General features: G+C 72.2%; 18 protein-coding genes. 11 read left to right on the forward strand and 7 right to left on the reverse strand.

The window, feature by feature from the left end; genetic code table 11:
• Genes AB0O28_RS24420 through AB0O28_RS24435 form a run of 4 tightly spaced genes read left to right on the forward strand, consistent with a single transcriptional unit; the run spans position 1 to position 3,448 of the window.
• Positions 1 to 1,158 carry an ATP-binding cassette domain-containing protein gene (locus AB0O28_RS24420; protein ID WP_363643839.1) on the forward strand — a complete coding sequence of 386 codons (1,158 nt, stop codon included), beginning with the start codon at positions 1 to 3 and terminating at the stop codon, positions 1,156 to 1,158.
• A complete protein-coding gene (locus AB0O28_RS24425; RefSeq protein ID WP_363643841.1) occupies positions 1,155 to 1,829 on the forward strand; it encodes an ABC transporter permease in 675 nt (224 codons plus the stop codon). The genes AB0O28_RS24420 and AB0O28_RS24425 overlap by 4 nt, the downstream gene beginning before the upstream one ends.
• Positions 1,826 to 2,488 carry an ABC transporter permease subunit gene (locus AB0O28_RS24430; RefSeq protein ID WP_363643843.1) on the forward strand — a complete coding sequence of 221 codons (663 nt, stop codon included), beginning with the start codon at positions 1,826 to 1,828 and terminating at the stop codon, positions 2,486 to 2,488. Before AB0O28_RS24425 ends, AB0O28_RS24430 begins: the two co-directional genes overlap by 4 nt.
• Positions 2,489 to 2,527: 39 nt before the next feature.
• A complete protein-coding gene (locus AB0O28_RS24435; protein ID WP_363643845.1) occupies positions 2,528 to 3,448 on the forward strand; it encodes an ABC transporter substrate-binding protein in 921 nt (306 codons plus the stop codon).
• A 42-nt stretch (positions 3,449 to 3,490) separates the two neighbouring features.
• Here AB0O28_RS24435 and AB0O28_RS24440 read toward each other — a convergent pair whose 3' ends face one another.
• Both AB0O28_RS24440 and iolD read right to left on the reverse strand, forming a co-directional pair.
• Positions 3,491 to 4,627, reverse strand: a complete 1,137-nt coding sequence (locus tag AB0O28_RS24440; protein ID WP_363643847.1) for an SGNH/GDSL hydrolase family protein — start codon at positions 4,625 to 4,627, stop codon at positions 3,491 to 3,493.
• A gap of 308 nt (positions 4,628 to 4,935) precedes the next feature.
• Positions 4,936 to 6,798, reverse strand: a complete 1,863-nt coding sequence (gene iolD, locus AB0O28_RS24445; RefSeq protein WP_363643849.1) for a 3D-(3,5/4)-trihydroxycyclohexane-1,2-dione acylhydrolase (decyclizing) — start codon at positions 6,796 to 6,798, stop codon at positions 4,936 to 4,938.
• 202 nt (positions 6,799 to 7,000) lie between these two features.
• On the opposite strand from iolD, the gene AB0O28_RS24450 reads away from it, so the two are divergent.
• Positions 7,001 to 7,492, forward strand: coding sequence for a flavin reductase family protein (locus AB0O28_RS24450; protein ID WP_363643851.1), 492 nt, complete (start codon positions 7,001 to 7,003; stop codon positions 7,490 to 7,492).
• On the opposite strand, the gene AB0O28_RS24455 is transcribed toward AB0O28_RS24450, so the two are convergent.
• The 3 genes from AB0O28_RS24455 to AB0O28_RS24465 all read right to left on the reverse strand — a co-directional run bounded on the left by AB0O28_RS24455 (position 7,485) and on the right by AB0O28_RS24465 (position 11,683).
• On the reverse strand, positions 7,485 to 9,176 hold the full coding sequence (locus AB0O28_RS24455; RefSeq protein WP_363643853.1) for a S49 family peptidase: 1,692 nt from the start codon (positions 9,174 to 9,176) through the stop codon (positions 7,485 to 7,487). The two genes, AB0O28_RS24450 and AB0O28_RS24455, sit on opposite strands and share 8 nt — an antisense overlap.
• Before the next feature lie 75 nt (positions 9,177 to 9,251).
• The gene (locus AB0O28_RS24460) at positions 9,252 to 10,874 is read right to left on the reverse strand and encodes a glycosyl hydrolase family 18 protein (protein WP_363643855.1); all 1,623 of its coding nucleotides are present in this window, start codon (positions 10,872 to 10,874) and stop codon (positions 9,252 to 9,254) included.
• Between the two features lie 317 nt (positions 10,875 to 11,191).
• On the reverse strand, positions 11,192 to 11,683 hold the full coding sequence (locus tag AB0O28_RS24465) for a helix-turn-helix domain-containing protein (protein ID WP_139578314.1): 492 nt from the start codon (positions 11,681 to 11,683) through the stop codon (positions 11,192 to 11,194).
• A 94-nt stretch (positions 11,684 to 11,777) separates the two neighbouring features.
• On the opposite strand from AB0O28_RS24465, the gene AB0O28_RS24470 reads away from it, so the two are divergent.
• The 3 genes from AB0O28_RS24470 (at position 11,778) to AB0O28_RS24480 (ending at position 14,358) form a co-directional block, all read left to right on the forward strand.
• Entirely contained in the window at positions 11,778 to 12,275 is a 498-nt protein-coding gene (locus AB0O28_RS24470; protein ID WP_363643857.1) for a hypothetical protein, read from the forward strand.
• A gap of 260 nt (positions 12,276 to 12,535) precedes the next feature.
• Positions 12,536 to 13,675, forward strand: coding sequence for a histidine kinase (locus AB0O28_RS24475; RefSeq protein WP_363643859.1), 1,140 nt, complete (start codon positions 12,536 to 12,538; stop codon positions 13,673 to 13,675).
• Positions 13,672 to 14,358, forward strand: coding sequence for a response regulator transcription factor (locus AB0O28_RS24480; protein ID WP_363643861.1), 687 nt, complete (start codon positions 13,672 to 13,674; stop codon positions 14,356 to 14,358). The genes AB0O28_RS24475 and AB0O28_RS24480 overlap by 4 nt, the downstream gene beginning before the upstream one ends.
• 29 nt (positions 14,359 to 14,387) lie before the next feature.
• On the opposite strand, the gene AB0O28_RS24485 is transcribed toward AB0O28_RS24480, so the two are convergent.
• Complete coding sequence (locus AB0O28_RS24485) at positions 14,388 to 15,323, reverse strand: LysR family transcriptional regulator (RefSeq protein ID WP_363643863.1); 936 nt, start codon at positions 15,321 to 15,323, stop codon at positions 14,388 to 14,390.
• 134 nt (positions 15,324 to 15,457) lie between these two features.
• Between AB0O28_RS24485 and AB0O28_RS24490 the strand changes: the two genes are divergently transcribed.
• Positions 15,458 to 16,735, forward strand: coding sequence for an MFS transporter (locus AB0O28_RS24490; RefSeq protein WP_363643865.1), 1,278 nt, complete (start codon positions 15,458 to 15,460; stop codon positions 16,733 to 16,735).
• Between the two features lie 42 nt (positions 16,736 to 16,777).
• Positions 16,778 to 17,239 carry a cysteine hydrolase gene (locus AB0O28_RS24495; protein ID WP_363643867.1) on the forward strand — a complete coding sequence of 154 codons (462 nt, stop codon included), beginning with the start codon at positions 16,778 to 16,780 and terminating at the stop codon, positions 17,237 to 17,239.
• 5 nt (positions 17,240 to 17,244) lie between these two features.
• On the opposite strand, the gene AB0O28_RS24500 is transcribed toward AB0O28_RS24495, so the two are convergent.
• Positions 17,245 to 17,958 (reverse strand): DUF2306 domain-containing protein, encoded by a 714-nt coding sequence (locus AB0O28_RS24500; RefSeq protein WP_363643869.1) that lies wholly within the window; start codon positions 17,956 to 17,958, stop codon positions 17,245 to 17,247.
• Positions 17,959 to 18,120: 162 nt separating this feature from the next.
• Here AB0O28_RS24500 and AB0O28_RS24505 point away from each other — a divergent pair, with 162 nt between their 5' ends.
• Complete coding sequence (locus tag AB0O28_RS24505; protein ID WP_363643871.1) at positions 18,121 to 19,104, forward strand: NAD(P)-dependent alcohol dehydrogenase; 984 nt, start codon at positions 18,121 to 18,123, stop codon at positions 19,102 to 19,104.
• Positions 19,105 to 19,113 lie beyond the last annotated feature (9 nt).

Here is a 19,113-nt window from a genome sequence, read left to right on the forward strand (position 1 = left end):
GTGATCACGTTCGAAGGCGTCACCAAGCGCTACCGGGACGGGACGGTGGCCGTGGACGACCTCAGTCTTGAGGTACCCACGGGAGCGATCACCGTGTTCGTCGGCCCCTCCGGCTGCGGCAAGACCACCTCCCTGCGGATGATCAACCGCATGATCGACGCCACCTCCGGCCGCATCAGTCTGGACGGTCAGGATGTGCGCGAGATCGACCCGCCGACGCTGCGGCGCGGCATCGGGTACGTGATCCAGCAGGCGGGTCTGTTTCCGCACCGGAAGATCGTCGACAACGTGGCTACCGTGCCGTACCTGCTGGGCTGGAGCAAGAAGAAGGCGCGGACCCGCGCCATGGAGCTGCTGGAGCTCGTCGGGCTCGACCCGGGCCTGGCCGGCCGCTACCCCTTCCAGCTCTCGGGTGGTCAGCAGCAGCGCGTCGGCGTGGCCCGGGCGCTCGCGGCCGATCCTCCGGTGCTGCTCATGGACGAGCCGTTCAGCGCGGTCGATCCGATCGTGCGGGCCAGCCTCCAGGACGAGCTGCTGCGGCTGCAGTCGGAGCTGCGCAAGACGATCGTGTTCGTCACCCACGACATCGACGAGGCGGTCAAGCTCGGCGACACGGTGGCCGTCCTGCGCGTCGGCGGGCGGCTGGCCCAGATGGCCGGCCCGGCCACGCTGCTCACCGAGCCCGCCGACGACTTCGTCCGCGAGTTCCTCGGCCGCGACCGCGGCATCCGGCGGCTGTCGTTCATCTCGGCGAAGGAGGTGCGCCTGAGCCCGGCGCCGTCCGATCTGGCGACGGACGAGGACGGCAGGCCGCTCGGCTGGCGGACCGCGGACGGGCTCGCGGCCTACGGCACCTTCAATCCCGAGTCCGACTCGTTGCGCGCGGCACTCGACGCCGCGCTGCTGTCGCCGGGCGGCACCGCGGTCGCCGTGGACGAGGAGGGCCGCGTGCGCGGAGTGGCCGGCCGGGACGCGATCGACGAACTGCTCGCCGAGTACGCGCCGCCCGCCGCCCCCGCCCCGGGAACCGAAGCCCCGAATTCCAAAGCCCCGGGAGCCGCATCCCCGAAGGGCGAATCCTCGCGGGCCGCATCGCCGGACGGCGGATCACGCGATGACGCCTCCGGCGCCGGCTCCCCCGAGGGGGCGCCCGCGTGAACCAGGAGCCGTTGGTCCGCTGGGACTGGATCGCGCGCAACTGGGCCAACGGAGGCCCCACCGCGATCAGCGCCCTGCTGGAGAACCACGTCGTGATGGCCTTCCTGCCCGTGCTGTTCGGGCTGGTCGTGGCACTGCCGCTGGGCCTGGCCTGCGTACGCTGGCGCTGGCTGTACCAGCCGACGGCCGCGCTGATGAACGTCACCTACTCGCTGCCGTCCCTCGTGCTGTTCTCAATCTTCCTGTCGGTCACCGGGCTCACCCGGTCGACCGTCGTCATCCCGCTGACGTTCTTCGCGCTCGCGGTCCTGATCCCCGCCGTGGTGGACGGCCTGGCCTCGGTGCCCGACCCCGTACGGCAGTCCGCGGTGGCGATGGGGTTCCGGCCCGTGCGCCGGCTGCTCCGGGTCGAGCTGCCGGTCGCGGTGCCGGTGGTCCTGGCCGGGCTGCGGGTCGCGACCGTGTCCAGCATCAGCCTGGTCAGTGTGGGCGCGCTGATCGGCCAGGGCGGGCTCGGCAACCTGTTCATCGACGGCTGGCAACGGCAGTTCTACACGCCCATCGTGGTCGGGATCGTGCTCATCGTGCTGCTCGCCGTGCTCGCCGACGGGCTGCTCGTGCTCGCCCAGCGGCTGCTTACCCCCTGGTCCCGGGCGAGGAGGACGGCGTGAACTTCCTGACCGACTTCTTCGGCGACTCATCGCACTGGTCCGGCCCCGACGGCATCCCGGTCCGGCTGCTGGAGCACCTGGAGTTCTCGGCGGCGGCCTTCGTCGTCGCGGCGCTGATCGCCGTGCCGCTCGGCATGCTCATCGGCCACACCGGCCGCGGCGCGCTGCTCGTCGTGGTCGCGGCGAACGCCGCCCGGGCGTTGCCGACGCTCGGCCTGCTCGTGCTCGTGGTGCTGCTCGCGGGTGTGGGGACCGTCCTGCCGGTGCTGATCCCGCTGATCGTGCTCGCGGTCCCGCCCATCCTCGTGAACACGTACGAGGGTGTGCGGGGGGTGGACGCCGACCTGCGCGACGCCGCGTACGGCATGGGCCTGCGCGGGCGTCAGGTGCTGTTCCAGACGCTGACCCCGGTCGCGCTGCCGCTGATCCTGCTGGGCCTGCGCCTCGCCGCCATCCAGGTCGTCTCGACCGCCACCGTCGCGGCGTTCGTCGGGCTGGGGGGGCTCGGCCGGTTCATCATCGACGGCCTGGCCACCAAGACCTACGCGGACGTGATCGGGGGAGCGGTCCTGGTGGCCGCCCTCGCCCTGGCCGTCCAGTTCGCCTTCCTCCTGCTCGACCGGGTGGCCGTCTCGCCCGGTGTTCGCCAGGTCCGCTAATTTCGCTATTATCGCCCTAAAATGAAGGGATTTTTTGGTATGAGACGTATCTTCGGCGTCGCGGCGGTCGCCCTGACCGCGGCGCTCACGTTATCGGGCTGCGGGGGCTCCGACCCCCTTTCCACGACCGCGTCCGCCGCTCCGTCGGCGTCGGGCTCGGGCGACGCCGCCGCCGCGAAGGTCGTCGTGGGCTCCTTCAACTTCCCCGAGAGCGTCCTGCTCGCCTCGATCTACGCCCAGGCCCTCCAGGCCAAGGGGGTCACGGTCGAGGAGAAGCCCAACATCGGCAGCCGCGAGGTCGTCTACGACCAGGTCAAGAGCGGCGGCCTGACCGTGCTGCCCGAGTACGCCGGGTCGCTGCTGGCGTTCGTCGACAAGTCGAGCACCGCCAGGACCAAGGACGAGATTCTCTCGGGCCTGAAGGCCAAGCTGCCGCCGGAGCTGGAGATCCTGGAGCCCGCGGCGGCCGAGGACAACAACTCCCTCACGGTCACCAAGGCCACGGCCGACAAGTACAAGCTGACGAGCATCGAGGACCTCGCCAAGGTGGCGAAGGACTTCGTGGTCGGCGGTCCGCCGGAGTTCAAGCAGCGCCAGGAGGAGAACTTCAAGACCGTCTACGGCCTGGAGTTCAAGCAGTGGAAGCCGACCGGGGACACCACCGCTGACGCGATCAAGAGCGGCACGGTCCAGGTGGGCAACGTGTTCACCACCGACCCCAAGATCGTGCTGAACGACCTCGTGCCGCTGCAGGACAACAAGAACGCCTTCGGCTCCGAGAACGTGACGCCCCTCGTCTACAAGGCCGGGGTGAACGACACCGTGACCTCCACGCTGAACGCGGTCTCCGCCAAGCTGGACACGGAGACGCTGGTCGGGCTGATGAAGCGGATCGCCGTCGACAAGGACGACCCGCCCGTGGTGGCCAAGGACTGGCTCACCCAGAACGGCCTGCTGTGACCCGAGCCGGGGGCCCGGAGTCCTCCGGGCCCCCGGCCGCGTCTACCACCTGAGCGGCAGCGTGGCGATGAAGTCGTCGAGCCGCTGGGAGATGATCCGGTGGTCGTGGGCCGAGGGGTGCCAGTCACAGCCGCCGTAGTCCAGCTCCGAATTGTCGTAGTACCAGTAGCGGACCCGGTCGTCGCCCCGCTCGTTGCGGTCCTGGACGATCTGCCGCGCGGCGTCGGCGAACGCCGTGGTGTTGGACATGTAGGTGGCGCTGACCACGATGATCGCGCGCTTGCCGTACCGGGCCCGGAGCTTGTCGATGAAGCCGTGGTAGGCCGTCTTGTAGGCGGCGACCAGGGACTCCGGCGTCCACGGCTCGCCCGGGTTGATGGCGGTGGAGAAGTCGTTGATGCCGAGGCCGATCACGATCAGCTGCGGGTGCCAGGTGCCCGGATTCCGCCAGACGTCGCCGGGCACGCCGATCAGGGCGCGGTCGTAGTAGGTGCGGTAGTCGGTGCCGGGCTCGATCCCGTTGTAGTTGCGCACCACCCCGCGGCCGGAGAAGGCGTTGATCTGGTAGTCGGCTCCGAGGCGGCGCGCGGTGAGGGCGCCGAAGCTGACGTCGGCGTTGGTGTTCCGGTCGATCTGGCCGGGCGCGGGGCAGTCACGGGTGCCGGACATGTTGCCGTAGCCGGCGGTGTAGGAGTCGCCGATGAACTCGATCTGCCGGTGGCGATCGGCCGGCCTGGGCAGGATGGCGCCGCCGGGCGCGGCGACGAACCCGCCGAACCGGCCGGTGGACCACGGGCTCTCGGTGCGCTTGACGAGCCGCACGCTGTGCACGCCGTGGCTCAGGTTCCTGACCCAGTGGGTGGTGCGGCCGGGGGTCACCAGCGTGGCGACCGTGGCGCCGTCGACCTGGACGTCGTAGTCGTTCACCGCGTCGTCGATCACGATCCCGACCCCGCTGCCGCGGAAGCGGCCCTCGAAGTAGACGCCCGGCCAGCTGTAGTGCAGTGAGTTCCCCGCGACCTCGACCCGCCCGGCGGTGTGCACGGTGGCCGGCACGGCCGGCGCCGGCGTGCGCGCCTCCGCCACGCCGGGCGGGGCCGCCGCGTGGGCGGCCGCCGGCGGCAGCGCGGCGGTCATCGCGAGCGCGGCCAGCGCCGTCCTCACCATTGTGTGTCGCACGGTCTCTCCTTCTCCCTGCCGATGGGGCACCGGGCTCCCTGCCGATGGCACGCCGAGCAGCCGGCGCTGAACGTTTCACGGGCACGGGCACGGCGGGGGGCTCGCCGCGTCGCCGCCGTCCGGAGGCACGACCGGCCGCGGATCTTCGGCCGAGACGCGGATGACCTGGGGGTCAACGCCCACCCTTCGCATGTGATCGGACGGATGCCGGCGGCGGGTCCGTCAACGCGTGCGGGCCCGCGCCGAGCGCAGAGTGTGCGCCCCCGCCCTGATCGTCAAGGCCCCGAACGTCAAGGGCCCGGCTCTTGTCAGAGGTAGGGCCGCTGGGCGCGCTTGGCCTCCTCGTAGCGTTCGCGCGCGGCGCGCGTGTCGGCATTCCCGGAGACCTCGGCCACCGGGACGTCCCACCACGCCTCGGCGGCCGGTGCGGGGCCGGCGACCGTCTCGACGTAAACCAGGGTCGTACGCGGGGACGCGACGGCCTCGGCGAGCGCGGCCCGCAGGGCCCGCGGATCGGCCGCGGTCAGCACGTCGGCGCCGAGGCTGGCCGCGTTGGCGGCGAGGTCCACCGGCAGCCGCTCCCCGTCGAGGAGGCCGTCCGGGCCGCGCTTGCGGTAGGCCGTGCCGAGCCGCATGGCGCCGACCGACTCGCTCAGCGCGCCGATCGAGGCGAATCCCCGGTTGTCGACCAGGACGATGACGAGCTTGACACCCTCCTGCACGGCGGTGGCGATCTCCTGGGCCATCATCAGGTAGGACCCGTCGCCGACGAGCACGAACACCTCGCGCTCCGGGGCGGCGAGCTTCGCCCCCAGGCCGCCGGCGATCTCGTAGCCCATGCAGGAGTAGCCGTACTCGACGTGGTACGACTCCGGATCGGCCGCCCGCCACAGCTTGTGCAGGTCGCCCGGCATCGACCCGGCCGCGTTGACCACCACCCCGCCCGCGGCGACCTGGTCGACCGCGTCGTTGACGACGCCCAGCACGACCGGCTGGGTCAGCTCGCTCCCGCCGGAGAACCGGTCGATCTCGGCCTGCCAGGCGGCGGCCAGCTCGGCCGCCCGGCTCGTCCAGCCGGGGTCGGCCCGCCAGTCCAGGCCGTCAAGTGCCCTGAGTGCCTCGCGGGCGTCGGCGACGAGCGTCTCGGCCGCGTGCTTGGCCGCGTCGAACGCCGCCACGTTGACGTTCAGGAATCCGGCCCGGCCGAACAACGTCCGCGAGGCGGTGGTGAAGTCGCTCCAGCGGGTGCCGATCCCGATGACCAGGTCGGCCTCGCGGGCCAGGGCGTCGGCGGCGCGGGTCCCGGTGTGCCCGATCGCGCCCACCGCGCACGCGTGGTCGTACGGCAGCGCGCCCTTGCCCGCCTGGGTCTCGGCCACCGGCACGCCGTGACGTTCCGCGAAGCGGGCCAGCTCGGCGCAGGCGCCGCTGTACCCGACCCCGCCCCCGGCGACGATCAGCGGGCGGCGCGAGCCGCGCAGCACCTCGGCGGCCCTGGCCAGGGCCGCGGGTTCGGGGACCGGCCGGGCCACGTGCCAGACCCTGCGGGCGAACAGCTCGCCCGGCCAGTCGTACGCCTCGGCCTGCACATCCTGCGGCAGCGCCAGCGTCACCGCGCCGGTCTCGGCCGGGTCGGCGAGCACCCGCATGGCCCCCAGCAGCGCGGACGGAAGCTGCTCGGGCCGGTTGACCCGGTCCCAGAAGCGGCTGACCGGCTTGAGGCAGTCGTTGACGCCGACGTCGTACGACCGGGGGTCCTCCAGCTCCTGCAGCACCGGCGAGGCGGCCCGGGTGGCGAACAGGTCGCCGGGCAGCAGCAGCACCGGCAGCCGGTTGATCGTGGCCAGCGCGGCCCCGGTGACCATGTTGGTCGCGCCCGGCCCGATCGAGCTGGTGCAGGCGAGGGTGGACAGCCGGCCGGACTGCCGGGCGTAGCCGGCGGCCGTGTGCACCATGGCCTGCTCGTTGCGGGCCGGGTAGTAGGGCAGCGGGTCGCGGGTGCCCGCGCCCTGCTCGGCCAGGGCCTGGCCGATGCCCGCCACGTTGCCGTGCCCGAAGATGCCCAGGCAGCCGGCGATCAGCCGGTGCTCCACGCCGTCGCGTTCGGTCCACTGCCGCGCGAGGAACCGCACCAGCGCCTGCGCGACGGTGAGTCTCGTGGTGTTCCTCATCGCGCACCCCCCGGACAACGCGTCCCCCGCCCGGCGCCCGAGCCGGCGACGACGGGCCGCCCGGTTGGTGAGGCGCGGCCCGGGGACGTCCCCCTGGAGTGACGTTCCCCGGACGGCCTGTCGTCTGACGCGAGCGGGCGATCGGTTGCGCGTCCCGGTCCCCGGTGGCACAGTCGCACGCCGGAGGGGAAGGAGCCGGGCAGTGGGACCTGGGCAGGGGTTGTTCACCGAGGCCATGGGGCAGGTGGCCGCGGGCGTGGCGGTGGTGACGGTCAAGGACGACCGCGACGACCTGGGCACGACGGTCGCGACCCTGATGTCGGTGTCGCTCGATCCGCCGCTCGTGCTGGTCAGCCTCGACTCGGCCGGATACCTCGCCGAGGTGCTGCTGCGCCGCGACCGCTGGGCCGCGAGCGTGCTGGCGGACGGCCAGCAGGCGGTCGCCTCACGGTTCGCCGCGGCCGGACGGCCCGGCGCCCGGCTCCTGCTGGCCGGGGTCGCCCACCACCGCGGCACGCACAGCGAGGCGCTGGTCGTGGAGCGGGGGGTGACGGCGATCGAGGCCGAGACGACGCGGGTCGTCCCGGCCGGCGATCACACGTTGTTCATCGGGGAGGTCCTCGGCGTCGACTACGTCGACGCGTCGAAGGCCCCGCTCGTACGGCTGCGCTCCCGCTACCGTCCGGTCATCTGATCGTCCAGTGGCCCGGCAGCACCAGCGGGCCGTACGCCGGGAGACCGAGCCGCCCGGCCATCCGCGCCAGCGGGCCCCACGCCTCCAGGCGCACCCGGGCGAGCGCGGCCGACTTGTCCTCGCTGGACTCCGGCGGGCGCAGCCGCTCCAGCGGGTGCATGCGCGGATAGGTCCGTACGGGGGCGTCGTCGGCCAGCCCGGCCCGGCGGCGGGCCAGGGCGAGGGCGTCCTCCAGGCCGCCGAGCTCGTCGGCGAGACCGGCCGCCTTGGCGTCGGCGCCGGTCCACACCCGGCCCCTGGCCAGCTCGTGCGCCCGATCCTCGGTCAGGCCGCGACCCTGCGCCACCTTGCCCACGAAGTCGGCGTAGATGCGGTCGAGCCAGGCGTTCACCCGCTCCCACTGGGCGTCGGAGAACGCGGTGGACGGCGAGAACATCCCGGCGTTGGCGCCCTCGGCGACCGACTCGGTCACCACGCCGAGCTTGCCGAGCAGCTCGCCGACGACGGGCTTGCCGCCGAACACGCCGATCGAGCCGGTCAGCGTGCCGGGCTGGGCGACGATGACGTCGGCGGCCATCGACACGAAGTAACCGCCGGAGGCCGCCAGGTCGCCCATCGACACGATGACCGGCTTGCCCGCCCGACGAGCCAGGACGACCTCCCTCCAGATGGCGTCGGAGGCGACGTACGACCCGCCGGGGCTGTCCACGCGGAACACGATGGCCTTGACCTTCTCGTCCCGCCGGGCCGAGCGCAGGGCGGCGCAGATGGTGTCGGAGCCCATGGCGCCCCCGCCGCCGAGCGGCGAACGACCGCTGCGGCCGAGGCGGATCATGCCGTTGCCGTGGACCAGGGCGACCGTGTCGGCCCCCGGGTGGGGGAGCTTCCCGGACAGCACGCTCTTGGCGTACCGCGACACGTAGAGCAGGTGCGCGCCGTCGTCGACGGTCTCGGCGTAGACCTCGTCGCGATATTTCAGCGCGTCCACCAGCCCGGCCTCGACGGCCTCCGTGCCGATGAACGGGCCCTGGTCGATCAGCTCGCGCACCCGCTTCGGGTCGAGCCCGCGCGCCTCGGCGATGCCGGCGACGATCTGCTCGGTGATCGACTCGGCGATGCGGCCGGCCGACTCGCGGTGGGCGTCGGTCATGTGGTTCTGGGTGAACGTGTTGGCCGCGGTCTTGTACTCGTGCCGCTGGCCGAGCTGGTATTCCACCCCCGCCTTGGCGAGCGCGTCACGCAGGAACCGCTGCTCCAGCGCCACGCCGGTCAGACCCACGTCGCCGGAGGGCTGGAGGTAGACCCGCTCGAAGGCGCTCGCCAGGTAGTAGGGGACGGTGCCCGCGCCGAACTCGCCGTACGTCTCGGCGAACGCGACGGTCCGCTTGCCGGCGGCGCGCAGCTTGAGCACGGCCGTACGCAGCTCCTGCACCATGCCGAGGCCGAGGGGGTTGCCGCCGATCTTGACGATCAGCGCGGTGACGCGGGGGTCCTTACGGGCGCGGCGCAGACCCGAAAGCACGTCGGTGAGGCGTGTCTTGCGCATGGACAGCAGAGCGGTGACCGGGTCGGCGGGCGGCCCTTCCGACAGCCCTTCGGTCAGATCCAGTTCCAGCACGAGCGGCGCCGTACGGCGCTGCCGCAGCTTGCCGACGGTCTCTACGATCGTCCTCGTCGCGTCCATAAATGCCACCATAAGCGACGGTTTAGCCGGAATGGCCCGGATGAGGCCCCCGCAGGCGCGGGGGCCGGTGACCGTTTACTTGAGACCGCTCGACATCGCGGTGATCAGTTCGCCGTTCGCGGTGTCGCCGCTGAACTCCCAGAAGAAGGCCCCGCCGAGACCCTGGTTCTTGGCGTAGGTCATCTTGCCGCCGATCGTGGCGGGGGTGTCGTAGCTCCACCAGTTCGAGCCGCACTTGGCGTAGGCCGTGCCGGCGACGGTGCCGGTGGCCGGGCAGCTGTTCTTGAGGACCTTGTAGTCCTCGATGCCCGCCTCGTACGTGCCGGGGGCGGCGCCGGTGGCGGTGCCTCCGGGAGCGGCCTGGGTGACGCCGGTCCAGCCGCGGCCGTAGAAGCCGATGCCGAGCAGCAGCTTGCTCGCCGGCACGCCCTTGCTCTTGAGCTTCTGGATGGCCGCGTCGGAGTAGAACCCGGCGATGGGGATGCCGGAGTAGGAGGTGAGCGGCGAGTGCGGGGCCGTCGGGCCCTGTGCGGCGAAGGCGCCGAAGTAGTCGTAGGTCATCACGTTGTACCAGTCGACGTACTGCGCCGCGCCGGCGTAGTCGGCGGCGTCGATCTTGCCGCCGTTCGTGCCGTCGGCGGTGATCGCGGCGGTGACGAGGTAGCTGGGCCCGAACTTGGCCCGCAGGGCCGCCATCAGGTTCTTGAACGCCGCCGCGCCGCTGGTGTCACAGCTCAGGCCGCAGGCGTTCGGGTACTCCCAGTCGATGTCGATGCCGTCGAACACATCGGCCCAGCGCGGGTCCTTCAGCAGGGTGTAGCAGGAGTTGGCGAAGGCGGTGGGGTTGGCGGCCGCCTGGCCGAAGCCGCCGGACCAGGTCCAGCCGCCGAAGGAGTAGAGCACCTTGATGTGCGGATACTGCGCCTTCAGCTTGCGCAGCTGGTTGAACGCGCCCCGCAGCGCGCCGTTGTCCCAGGTGTCGGCCTTGCCGTCCACGCTGTTGGCCGTCGTGTAGGCCATGTCGTAGTCGGCGTAGGAGTCGCCGATCGCGCACTGGCCGTTGGTCACGTTGCCGAAGGCGTAGTTGATGTGGGTGAGCTTGGCGGCCGAGCCGCTGCTCACGATGTTCTTCACGAAGTACTGCCGGCCGTACACGCCCCAGTCGGTGAAGTAGCCGAGCACCTTCTTACCGCCGGGCGGCGGAGGCGTGGGGGAGGCGCTCGGCGACGCGGAGGGCGACGCGGAGGGCGATGCGGACGGGCTGACACTGGGGCTCGTGCTAGGGCCGGCCGAGGGGGAGCTGCCGGGCCCGCCGGCGCAGGGCGCGCCGTTCAGCGTGCAGTGCAGCGGCGTCGAGCCGCCGGGAGCGCCGATGAAGCCGAAGCTCGCCGAGGCGCCCGCCGCGAGCCCGCCGCTCCAGGAGGGGTTCTTGAACGTGTAGTGGTTGCCGCTCTTGGTCATGGTGGCGTCCCAGGCCGAGCTGATCGTCGCGCCCGAGGGCATGTCGACCTCGACGGTCCAGCTCGGCAGGGCGTCGGACCCCGCCTTGACGGTGAACTTGCCCTGGAAGCCGGAGCCCCAGTCGGAGTCGACGGTGTACGTGGCGGTGGCGGGGGTGGCGGCGGAGGCGGTCCCGAGCGCGAGCGGCGCGAGTAACGCGGCGCCCGCGATCAGGGACCCGAGGAGGATCTTTCGCATCGGAAACTCCCGGTGGGGGTGCTTGAATAGGAAAGTTTCCTATTTATTGTCAGAGTAAGCAAAGGCCGCGAGGGGGTCAACGCCCTCCTGACCCGCTAACCGTCGTTTAAGCCTCCGCTAAGGTCGCGGCGCCGTCCTCGGTGATGACCGGGCCTGCCCTGGTGCCGCGACCGACAGGATTCGCCCGGGGCGAAGATCGGCGAGAGGGGCACCAGCGTGCCGCAGCATCCGACGTTTGCCCCATGGCCCAGGCGTCGGCCTCACTGCTTGGATCATGCCTCTCGCGATATGAGCTGCTCAGTACGATCCTGGGGATCTCAGGAGCTTTCCACGAAGCGCGCGCCCGGCCCGGGCGTGCGGCAGACGTCTTCCGGGGCGAGGTGGCTGTGCCCCGCAGCGCACTCGAGGACGACCTTGACCGGCTCGTCGCAGGAGCTCGCATCGTCGACGGGCCGGTGCCGGACGATGACCGACGGGCCCTGCGGGTCGGCGAGGTACGTGTCGCCCCATTCCAGGAGCGCCACGAGCGTGGGCCGCAACGCCCGGCCCTGCTCGGTGAGCTCGTAGGCGAAGCGCTGCCGATCCCCGGGCTCCTGATAGGGCACGCGGCGCATCACTCCCGCGGTCACCAAGGTCTCGAGCCGAGTCGCCAGGAGATTCCTGGCGATCCCGAGGCGGGAGTGGAACTCTCCGAACCGGCGCGCGCCGTCCAGTGCTTCACGAACGATCAGCAGCGACCAGCGCTCCCCCACCACCGAGAGGGCGCGCGCCACCGAGCAGTTCACCGGGTCGATTCGCCGCGTCTCCATGGGACGAGTGTACCCATCTGGGTTTACAAGCTGTACTCAGCCCTCGTAGACTCCAGTCTGAGTTTAAGAACTAAACTCATAAAGGAGATCGATCATGCCCATGCTCGACGTGTACATTCCCGAGGGCGCGCTCCAGCCGGACGCCGAGGCGGCCCTGCTGAACCGCATCACCGAGATCCTCGTCCGCAACGAGGGATTCGACCCCGCCGACCCGGTGAGCCGTTCCGTCTCCTGGCTCTGGCTGCACCGACCGGCCGGCATCTACGTCGGCGGGGAACCCGCGGACGCACCTCGCTACAAGGTCGTCCCGTCCGTCCCCGAGGGCCAGCTCGACGAGCAGAAGCGTGCGAGCGTCATCGCCGAGGTCACCGAGGCGATCCTCGACGCGGAGAACGGCGCCTGGCCGCGTGACGCCAGCCGGATCTGGGTATTCCCCACCGAGATCCCCGAGGGTCACTGGGGCGGCTGGGGCAAGATCAGGCCGCTCGCAGCGATCCTCGCCCGACTCACCGGCGACGACACCGAACGGGCCCGTACGCTCGCGCGTGAGCGGATCGCTGCCACCCGAGCCGAACACGCCCGCCTGCCCTGATGAGCGGCGAACGAAGTGGGGATCGACGCGGCCGGTGACACAGTCGTGAGGATCAGCCCGATTCGGGCGACGTTGGCCTTGGCCACGACCTCGCGGAGGCGTTCGTCGGCGGCGTGCTGGTCCCGCCTCTCCCATGTCACCGCACCGGACTCGTCGTCGCCGGCGACAAGGACGAACTCCCGCTCTCCACCCGAGGACCGGACGTTTCTCAGCCGCGGTGCCTGTTCTGCTTCCCACGTCCGCTCTCGTACCATGAGGCGGTGCACGGCTTCATCCGCTCCGTGTGGCACGAGCCCCGTCCTCCCGATCCCCCCGTACGTGTGTGGCGGGACTGGGTGCTCGCCGGGGTGCTCGTGCCGCTCGCGATACTCGAAGGAGTGCTGCGGCCGGATCTTCCGTGGCGGCCGCTGGCGGTGGCCGTCACCGTCGGACTGGTGCCCACCCTCCTGTGGCGGCGGACCCGTCCCCTGGCGATGCTCGCGATCTGCTTCGTCGCCGCGCATGCGATCCCGATCCTCGTGACCGGCGCGACCCTCGACGTGTACACGCTGGGATACCTGCTGATCCTGCCCTACGCGGTGTTCCGGTGGGGGTCGGGCAGGGAGATCGTGACCGGTCTCGGAATCATGATCGCCTCCGCCGGTCTGTCCGCGCTCGTCGACCACGCCGCTCTCGCCGACGTGGTCGGGCCGTTCGCCGTCCTGCTCGCGACCACCAGCCTGGGCGGCGCATTCCGCTACCGGGCCGGGGCGAGAATGCGCGAGCTGGACCAGGTCAAGCTGCTGATGCGCGAGCAGCTCGCCCGCGACCTGCACGACACGGTCGCGCACCATGTCTCCGCGATGGCCATCCGCGCACAGGCGGGGCTCGCCACGGCGGCGGCGCGGCCGGACGCCGCGACCGATGCTCTCCGCGTGATCGAGGCCGAGGCGGCACGGGCCCTCGACGAGATGCGCGCCATCGTCCGCGTCCTGCGGCGCGACCGGCCGGCGGAGCTGACCCCTGGCCTGCGCATCGCCGAACTCGAACGGCTCGCGAGCCGGGGCGGCTCCCACCACCCGGCGGTCGAGGTGGAGATATCCGGTGACTTGGACGATCTGTCGCCGTCGGTCGAGTCCGCGGTCTACCGCATCGCCCAGGAGGCGGTGACCAACGCCGTACGGCACGCGCGCCGTGCCACCAGGGTCGAGGTGCGCGTCGCCGCCGACGAGGCGGCGGTGCGCCTGTGCGTGCGTGACGACGGCGACGGGGGCTCCACCCGCCCGGCCGCGTCGCCGGGATACGGGATCATCGGCATGAGCGAGCGCGCGAGCCTGCTCGGCGGCACGTGCGTGGCCGGCCCGGACCGCGATCGGGGGTGGACGGTGACCGCGGTGCTTCCCCGGGCCGGGGTCGCATGAGCGAGCGGAGCGAGCGAGCCGGTGGGCACGGCGTCCGGGTGCTGATCGCCGACGATCAGGAGATCGTCCGCACCGGGCTCTCGATGATCCTCGACGCCCAGCCGGACATCGAGGTCGTCGCCACGGCCGCCGACGGGCGGCGAGCCGTCGAGCTCGCCCGGCGCCTGCGCCCCGACGTGTGCCTGTTCGACATCCGCATGCCCGGGACCGACGGCATCGAGGCGACCAGGTCCCTCGCAGGACCGGACGTCGCCGACCCCCTCGCCGTCGTCGTCATCACCACGTTCGACCTCGACGAGTACGTCTATGCGGCGTTGCAGGCCGGGGCCCGGGGTTTCCTGTTGAAGAACGCCGGGGCCGACATGCTCGCGCAGGCCGTGCACGCCGCCGCCGCGGGCGACGCGCTCATCGCCCCGAGCATCACCGCGCGGCTGCTCGGCGCCTTCGCCCGCACCGGTCCCGCCGCGCAGGCCGTGCGGCCCATCGAGGAGCTCACGCACCGGGAGGAGCAGATCCTCGCCGCCGTGGCGCGCGGCCGGACCAACGGCGAGATCTCCGCCGAGCTGCACATCTCGCTCAGCACGGTCAAGACCCACGTCGCCAGCCTGATGGCCAAGCTCGGCGCCCGCAACCGCGTGGAGATCGCCATCTGGGCCTACGAGACCGGCCGCGTCAGGAGCTGACCGCGGTCCGGCCCGCCGAGGCGGCGCGTTCAGCGTGCGATCGCCCAGTCCGGCGCCCAGGTCCCGGCGGCGTCGTGGCCGGCCGCCGTGGCGGCGAGGTGGGCGCGGAGGGTGGCCAGCGCGGGGTGGGGGTTGTCGCGGTGCCACAGGAGCGAGTGCGGGTAGACGGGCGTGGGGTCGGTCACCGGGATGCGGCGCAGGCCGTGGCCGGCGGGCCAGACGAGGCGGGTGTGCCCGCCCATGAAGGTGGCCAGGGCCGGGGTGTCGGCGATGGTGTCGAGGAGCGCGTCGGAGCCGAAGTTGGGGCCGGTCGCCTCGATGGTGAGGCCGAACTCGGCGACGAGGTCGTCGTAGTAGGCGGTCCACTCGGTGCCGGGGGTCAGGCCGGGCATCCAGATCCGGTGCCCGGCGAGCTGGGCGACGGTCACCGACCGGGCGCCGGCCAGCGCGTGGGCGGGGCCGATGAGGAGCTGGAGCGGCTCGTCGAGCACCCGGACGGACTCGAGCTCCTCGGGAAGGGGCCGGCCGGGCATGGCGACGGCACGGAAGGACGCGTCGATCGCTCCGGACCGGATGGCGGCGACGGCCTTCTCGATGTCGAACAGCATCACCACGTCGAGGTCGATCTCGGGGTGCGCGCGGTGGAAGCCGCGCATCAGGCCCGAGGCCGCGCTGCGGGAGGTGAGCATGTCGACGCGCAGCGGACGGCGGCCGGCGCGCACGGACGCGACAGCCCGGTCGGCGGCGCGCAGCAGCTCCTTGGCGTGGGGCAGGAAGGCCTGCCCGTCGATGGTGAGCTCGGCGCCGCGCGGCGTGCGGGTGAACAGCCGCACGCCGAGGTCGCGCTCCAGCGCGGCGATGCGCTTGGAGACGGCCTGTTGCGTGACCGCCAGCTCCGCGGCGGCCTCCTGGAACTGTCCCGCGTCGGCGGCGGCGACGAAGGTCCGGACGATGTCGAGGTCCATGCGGACACCTTACGGATACAACCATCGGTTGTGGCCGGGTGGCCTCGCGGTTGTTTGATCTGCGGCCATGGTGCTCGCTTTGATGCTTCTGATCGCGGATCGGTTGTACGGGCGAGTGGCGAGGGGCGTGGGACGTGAGGAACGGGCACCGGTTGGGGCGGCGGTTCGGATGGCTCTGGGCGGCGTACGGGACCAGCGCGCTCGGCACGTGGCTCGCCTTCGGCGCGTTCCCGCTGATCGCGGTCCAGGTGCTGCACGCCGGGCCGGCGCAGGTCGCGGCGTTGGCCTCCGTGGGGGCCGCGGTGGGCGCGGCCGTTGCGGTGCCGCTGGGCCCGTGGGTGGAGTTCCGCCGCAAGCGGCCGGTGCTGATCGGGACGGACCTGGTGCGCTTCGCGGCGCTGCTGACGATCCCGGCCGCGTTCGCGCTCGGCGTGCTCTCCTTCGTCCAGCTCCTGCTGGTCTCGGTCGTCGTCGCGGCGGCGGACATCACCTTCCGCGCGGCCTCCGGCGCGTACCTGAAGACGCTGGTGCCGGCCGAGCACCTGCTCGTCGCCAACGCCCGATTCGAGTCCACGGCCTGGACGACCACGATCATCGGACCGCCGCTGGGCGGTGCCGCGATCGGCCTCCTCGGCCCGGTGGCGACGGTGGTGGCCGACGCGGTCAGCTACCTGCTCTCGGCCCTCGGCATCCGCGCGACGGGCGGCCGGGAGCCGCGGCCCGAGCGCGGGGAGGCCGCGCGCGTGCGGGCCGGGGACCTGCTCGACGGCTGGCGGTACATCCTCGCCGACGCGACGCTGCGTCCGCTGTTCTTCAACACCGCCGTGTTCAACGGCCTGGTGATGGCCGCCGACGCGCTGCTGGCCGTCCTGATGCTCGGCCGGCTCGGGTTCGCACCGTGGCAGTACGGCCTCGCCTTCGCCGCGCCCGCGATCGGCGGGCTGCTGGGCTCGCGGCTGGCCCGGCCGCTCGTCACCCGGTTCGGGCAGCACCGGGTCCTGGTCGTGTCCGGGACGCTGCGCGCGCTCTGGCTCGTCGGCCTGGCCTTCGTGGGGCCGGGCACCGGGGGGCTGTTGCTGGTGATGGGCGTCGAGCTCGGGCTCATCTTCTGCTGCGGCGTCTTCAACCCCGTCTGCGCGACCTACCGTCTCGAACGCACGGCGACCGGCCGGGTGGCCCGCACGCTGTCCGCCTGGACGGTGACGACCAAGGCCTCGACCGCGCTTTTGACGGCCGTCTGGGGCGTGCTGGGCGGCCTGCTCGGCCCGCGTACGGCCATCGGCCTGGCCGGTGTGCTCCTGCTGGCGACCCCGCTGCTGCTTCCCCGACGCGCCGCGGCGACCCCCGCTCAGTCCCCTGCCCAGCCCCCCGCCGGGCCCGCCGAGCCGGAGCCCGCATCGACCCGCGCCTGACGGGCCGCCACCGCCGTCACCGCCATTTCCTCACTCGCCTACGTGCGCGTCGGATTCACCGAAGCCGACTGGGCGGCGATCCCGCCGGCCAACAGGACGTTCTCCTTCCTCGGCCGGCAGCGCCTCATGCACCACGCGGATCCCGCCACGGCCATCCACTATCGGCTCGCTCCCGAGCCCGGCGACATCGTCGTCCGCAAGACCCGCTACGGCGCGCTGTCCACGACAGACTTGGACCGGCGGCTGCAGGATCGCGGAATCACCACCCTGGTCATCGCCGGCGTCACCACCAGCGGCGTCGTGCTGTCCACCGTCACCGACGCCGCCGACCGCGACTACCGGCTCCACGTCCTGTCCGACGGCGTCGCCGACCCGGACCCGCAGGCCCACCAGGCCCTGATGACCGGCGTCTTCCCGAGGCTGGCCCACATCGTCGACACCGCGGAGCTGCGCGCGCTCCTGCACCAGGGTCATCACGATCGGGCGGAGACCGGCGGGGCATGAGCCGCTCACTTCGCCCCTCGGGACGATGCCGGCATTCGGGCACCTCTGCGGACGACCCACTCCGCGACGGCGATGTTGATCAGCCATCCCGCGCCCAGCAGCAGCGCCCGGGGGAGCGGACCGGGCTGACCGGCCACCACGACCCAGGGCACGGTGGTCAGCACCTGGGTGCCCGCGCCCATGCCGATCGCGTAGCCGCGCGTCATCCAGGCGCGATGGCGGGCGACGTCCCGTCGCCGGATCGCCGCGAAGCCGAGGACGACGGACACGAGCATGGCCGTGCCGAACACCAGCCGCATGCCGGTCAGGAGGGCGTGGTCGGCCGGTGGGTGGGGATAGAACACCGTCATCCACAGCCCCGACAGCGCCGTGACGATCCCGGACGGAACCAGCACCCGGCCCAGGACGCGATGCAGGCGCGGCGCGCGGCGGCGGAGCCCGGCGGCGAACTGCAGGGCTCCCAGGACGCTGAACAGGGTGACGGCGACGATGTGCGCGACCACGGGAACGGGTGAGGCGAAGAACCGGGCGTTGTCCGCGGTGACCGGTCCTCCGCCGGTCAGTTGGGACAGCCGGGCGGCGCCGGCGATCACGGGGACGGCGCTGAGCACGATCAGCGCGGCGGGCACGAGCCACCCCGCCCCGCGGTTTCCGCCCGATCGGCCGGTTTCCTTCACCCGGCCGTGTGCGAGCCTGGGCCGTTCCATCGATTCGGTCATGTGCCGATCGTGGGCCGCGAGGGGGCCGTGGTTCATCGGTGGAACGGCCGGATCCGTGCCGCCCGATCGGCTGCCGATCGGGCGTACTTTCGGCCGATACGCCCGGCACGCGACGCTTCTTACGCTGGCCCTCCCCACTGCCAAGGTGACGAGGAGAACGCGATGAAGGCGTACGTCCTGCGCTCGTACGGCCCGCCCGACGTCCTGGAGCTCACCGACGTCGGCACGCCCGTGCCCGGCCCCGGCGAGGTGCTGGTCCGGGTGCGCGCCACCTCCGTCCAGCCGTACGACTGGCACCACATGAGAGGCGAGCCGTACGTCGCGCGCCTGATGGGCGGCACGCTCGGCCCGCGACGGCCGCGGATCGGCGTCCTGGGCGCCGACGTGGCGGGAGAGGTCGAGGCGGTCGGCGCCGGCGTCACCGCGTTCCGCCCCGGCGACGAGGTGTTCGCACTGCTCACGCAGGGCGGCTTCGCCGAGTACGTGTGCGTGCGGGAGGGCGCACTGGCCAGGAAACCGGAGAACCTGTCGTTCGAGCAGGCGGCGGCGGTGCCGATGGCGGCCGTCACCGCACTGATCGCGCTCGACCAGGGACGGGTCCAGGAGGGGCACGCGGTTCTCGTGAACGGAGCCTCGGGCGGCGTGGGGACCTTCGCCGTGCAGCTCGCCAAGGCGTTCGGCGCCGAGGTCACCGCAGTGTGCAGCGGCCGGAACGCGGACCTGGTGCGATCGATCGGCGCCGACGAGGTCGTCGACTACACGAAGGAGGACTTCACCCGGCGCGGGCGGCGCCACGACCTGCTGCTCGACATCGCGGGTACCCGCCCGCTGCGGGCCTGCGCGCGGGTGCTGAAGCCCCGGGGGACGCACCTCGTCGTCGGCGGGCCGGCCGGACGATGGCTGCAGCCCGTCGGTCACATCATCGCGACGCTCGCGGTGTCGCCGTTCGTGTCCCAGCGTGTGGTCGTGACCCAGGTGTCCTACGGCGAGAAGGTCCGGGGCGACCTGATGCGGCTGACCGACCTCATCGAGGACGGCAAGGTCACTCCGGTGATCGACCGCGGTTATCCGTTCGACGAGATCCCGGCCGCCGTCGGGTACGTGGAACAGGGGCACGCCCGCGGAAAGGTCGTCGTCACGCTCTGACCGATAGGC

Origin of the sequence: Microbispora sp. NPDC088329 (assembly GCF_040685655.1) — a bacterium.
Classification (GTDB): domain Bacteria; phylum Actinomycetota; class Actinomycetes; order Streptosporangiales; family Streptosporangiaceae; genus Microbispora.